The sequence below is a fragment of the Neglectibacter sp. X4 genome, assembly GCF_009917365.1.
Lineage (GTDB): Bacteria > Bacillota > Clostridia > Oscillospirales > Acutalibacteraceae > Acutalibacter.
This window is the reverse complement of sequence record NZ_QWLE01000114.1, coordinates 1-3,802: the sequence shown is the minus strand read 5'-3', so window position 1 is coordinate 3,802 and position 3,802 is coordinate 1. Positions and strand designations below refer to the sequence as shown.

General features: G+C 52.6%; 6 protein-coding genes. 1 reads left to right on the top strand and 5 read right to left on the bottom strand.

The genetic code is table 11. From position 1 onward, the window contains the following. Nucleotides 1-981, top strand: a 981-nt coding sequence (locus D1841_RS16750) for an N-acetylmuramoyl-L-alanine amidase (protein ID WP_201751357.1), incomplete at its 5' end; no start/stop codon positions are given. Nucleotides 982-1,447: 466 nt separating this feature from the next. On the opposite strand, the gene D1841_RS16745 is transcribed toward D1841_RS16750, so the two are convergent. From D1841_RS16745 to D1841_RS16725, 5 genes are all read right to left on the bottom strand, one after another. After that, nucleotides 1,448-1,597 (bottom strand): hypothetical protein, encoded by a 150-nt coding sequence (locus D1841_RS16745; protein ID WP_160644800.1) that lies wholly within the window; start codon nucleotides 1,595-1,597, stop codon nucleotides 1,448-1,450. Between the two features lie 13 nt (nucleotides 1,598-1,610). Beyond that, a complete protein-coding gene (locus D1841_RS16740) occupies nucleotides 1,611-1,910 on the bottom strand; it encodes a hypothetical protein (protein ID WP_160644798.1) in 300 nt (99 codons plus the stop codon). A gap of 52 nt (nucleotides 1,911-1,962) precedes the next feature. After that, entirely contained in the window at nucleotides 1,963-2,898 is a 936-nt protein-coding gene (locus D1841_RS16735; protein WP_237076449.1) for an amidoligase family protein, read from the bottom strand. A 112-nt stretch (nucleotides 2,899-3,010) separates the two neighbouring features. Next, nucleotides 3,011-3,139 carry a ribbon-helix-helix protein, CopG family gene (locus D1841_RS19985; RefSeq protein WP_371722117.1) on the bottom strand — a complete coding sequence of 43 codons (129 nt, stop codon included), beginning with the start codon at nucleotides 3,137-3,139 and terminating at the stop codon, nucleotides 3,011-3,013. A gap of 194 nt (nucleotides 3,140-3,333) precedes the next feature. Further along, a complete protein-coding gene (locus tag D1841_RS16725; protein ID WP_161880152.1) occupies nucleotides 3,334-3,573 on the bottom strand; it encodes a helix-turn-helix transcriptional regulator in 240 nt (79 codons plus the stop codon). Nucleotides 3,574-3,802: the final 229 nt, after the last annotated feature.

Below are 3,802 nucleotides of genomic sequence, written 5' to 3'. Positions count from 1 at the left end.
AACTGGATAACCAAAATCAGCTCCTTCCGCAACAGCCCCAGAAATCATGCGGTTGACACCATCACCATTCATTGCGTGGTGGGGCAGATGGGCGTGGAATCCCTGTGCAGCCACTTCCAGGTTGCAAACTGTAGCTGCAACTGGGCCATTGGCTTTGACGGCAGGGTGGCGGAGATTGTGCCGGAGGGGGACAGGAGCTGGTGCTCCTCCAGCCCCGCAAACGACCACCGGGCCGTCACCATCGAGTGCGCCAGCGACGCATTTTACCCCTACGCCATCAACGCCAACGTGTGGAACACCCTCATTGGCCTGTGCGCCGACATCTGCCAGCGCCACAACATAAAAGAGCTGAAATGGATGGGGGACAAGGGCCTCATCGGGCAGGTTGGCTTGCAGAATATGACGGCGCACCGCTGGTTTGCCAACAAGTCCTGCCCCGGGGATTACATCTATAACCGGCTGGGGCAGATTGCTAAAGAAGTAAACCAGAAGCTGGGCGGCGCTCCCGCTGTACCCTTCAAGGCCTACCAGGGCCAAGTGAACGCTACGGACGGCCTGAACTGCCGGACAAGCCCGGCAAACGGCACAGTGCTCAAGGCTTACCCGGACGGCACGGTGCTGACTATTACCCAGGAGAACGGCGGCTGGGGATACACCGGCGAGGGCTGGGTGTGCCTGGACTACATCAACAAAATCGCGTCGGCAAAAGACCCGGCGGAAAAGGAGGAATCTATCATGGAAGGAAAGCAGTTCAAGAAGCTTTTTGACGAGATGCGCCAGCAGTGGCACGATAACGACGCCAGCAAGTACAGCAAGGAGGCCCGACAGTGGGCTGTGGACAGCGGCTTAGTCGTAGGCGGCAGCGCGGAAGAGTTTAACGGGATGTGGGAGGATCTCATGACCCGGGAGCAGCTGGTGACAGTGCTGTACCGGTTTGCGAAGATGATGGGGGCTGTGCCCACATCGGATAGCAGCAAGTAAGAGAAAACATAGTGAAGTCCCCGGCTTTCCCAAATGAGGGAGGGCCAGGGGCTTTTTTTATTTAAGAGCTTGCACAGCTCCACCGAACATTTTTAGGTAAGAATCTTCTGTCCTTATCTGCCCTCCTTTCCGACGGAGAAAAATCCTCTTGAAGTGTTTCACAAAGTGTGGTAAAATATAAATGTAAAGGTTAAACAATTCGAGGGCGGGGTGTTGCTCCGTCTGAGATCCCCTCTATGAAGACGATAGTGCTGCAACACTATCGTTTTCTGCTTTTTATTTTGCTAAGTTGGTATTCAGCGGCTGAAAGAGAGACACCGCATGATTGCGCTGCATCAAAAGCATCCATATTTGCGACCAAGTGGGCGGGGGTACCATGATTTCTCCAGCCAAACACTTGGCCTGCCATCTTTAGCACCGAGAGGCCGTTCCACGGTGGACGCCCCAGCTAGGACGTTTCTGCATATTACTTTCCGTAAGTGATTTTCAGCAGGTCAGTGTCTGCCAGCTTTTTGTCCTGATCTTCTTGCACAAACAAGATTGCACGGAGTTCTTTGATGGTCATATTCTGATTTTCAATCTCAGTGAGAACGTTTCTTAATTCACTGATTGTCATTTTGTATGCCCCTTTACTGTTTCATTGTGAGTCTATATGTACTCACTGGGTGCAGTTTCGCCACCGCCCACTCCCGCAGTGGTAAGTCATCGCCGTAGAGTTCGCGGAAGGCTTCGTCCATCCCGCATTCGTCGCAGATATACACATGGACGTGGCGGCTTAGTGCGTTGGTGCTGAGTTTATCTTTGACGGACATACGCCCGCATCGGGGGCAAAAATGCGTCCCGTCTGCCTGTATCGCGGCGAATTCATCTACCGCCTTTTTGGCAGAGGTTGTCGCTTCTACATTATCACAAAATTCTTTATACTCCATGCGGCTCTCCTTCTCCCCGTCAACCCGTTAGGCCAGGTGTTCAGTGTGTATGTTATGCCGCAGCGGCTTCCGCCTGGGGATGGAACACAGCGGTTAGGTGCTGGCGGCAAGTCTTGAACTCTTTGCCCCGAAGGCCCAGCCGGTTCTTCAGGACGCTGGCCATGAGGGTGTATTTTTGCTCGGCGGTGTAGTCCTGGCAGCCCTTGAAGAACAGCCGCTCATTAGGGCAATCCAGCGCCCATGCGCTTATGGAAAGGCAGAATTGAATGTAGGATTTTATCTTTCCGGCGTGGGTGGTGCCGTTAAACAGCCGGAACTCTACCGTGCCTTTGGTAAAGAAAGCGTGGAGATTGATTCCATGGTATCGGCTGGAATTGTAATGCTGGTGGTCAATACCGCCCGTATACCCATCATTTACGGCGCTGTACCAAATGCGCTCCAGGCTTTCCCTGGTCCGAATGGCGTCCTTCCTCATGGCCTGCAAAAGCTGGCGGTTTATTTTCTTACACCAGTGGTTCGCCCTGTCACCAATCCCCAGCGCCTCATAGAACAAATCCTGCCGGCCGATGGCAAAGCCCATCAGGCGGGTAAGGCTTTCGGGAGTGTGGTCTTTGCCGTCCACATGGACATGAATTCCGCAGGATTCATTGGCAATAGCCCCGGCCTTGCGGAGCAGCCGGATGATTTCCTGTAGGTCGTCCATATCCTCATACTGGAGAATGGGGCTGACAACCTCGCAGGAATAATCCCGATTTGCGTTTATCAGCGCACCATTCTCACGCCTTTTGGTGCGGATGCTGCCGTCCGTCATAGCCCTCCAGATGCGCCCCTTGCGGTCGGTGGCGGTGTAGGGGTCGTAGGCCCCGCCGGCGTGGCGGCTGTTGGTGCCGAAGTATTTGGCAATTACATCGGCGGCCTTCCTGCGGGTGATGCCGGTCAGTTCAATTTCAATCCCAAAGTTTTGCTTTTTCATAGATTCATAAGCCATTTTCCTGTCCTCCTTGAATTTTCCCCGGAGGTCTGGTATAATAGCTGTGCCAGAGCCTCGCGGTTGTGGTTTGTTGGAGCAGTCCGATACTTTCCAGGGTGACGGGCTGCTCTCATTTTTTCATTTCGGCGTATTGCCTTTCGATTCCTGCCCGAACGATTTCCGACATACTCTTCCCTTGCGCTTCGCACACAGCATTGAGCTTTCTGGTTATCTCTTCATCAATGCGGATGCGGAGCATTTTGTTTTTGGGTGTGTCGGTCAGTTTCGTTCCCTTTCGGATTCCCAGTATGTTCACCTCGATTTCTTTGTTGCTACAATCATATTATACCATAGTCATTTTGTATAGTCAAGGGTGACTTATAAAAATTTTCATGGCATATAAAAAGCCCCAAGCGTTACCGCTCGGGGCAGAGGAGAGGACCTGCTGCATATTCATTTTCTATGGCCGGGAGGTGTCTTCGGTCCCGACTCATTGGGCACACGGACAATCAGATCCGTTAGGTCGCAGTCCAGCACCTCGCAGATTTTGTCCAGCTGCTCAAGGCTGACACGAGCCGCAACCTCGTGGTACAGCTCGCTGATTGTGTTGGCTCGTATGCCTGTCTTACGCGCTAGGTCCGCTTGTGTCCACTTCAGTTCACCAAGCCGGGTGGACAGTAAAATCCGTATCATAACCAGTCTCCTTTATGGTAGAGTCTACCATATATTGTAACGGATTTCAGCGTTTTGTTAGATAATATCGGTTTCCGATAAGTTTTTTTACAAAGAGAAAAGCCACCTGGTTTCCCAAGCGGCTTTTCTCTTATCTTTCCATCAGAAACTCTAATGGACAAGCCAGGACAAATACCCCGCCAACCATCGTGATGGTTAGCTCGGGGTTCGCCTGGCTCTCTTTTGGTGG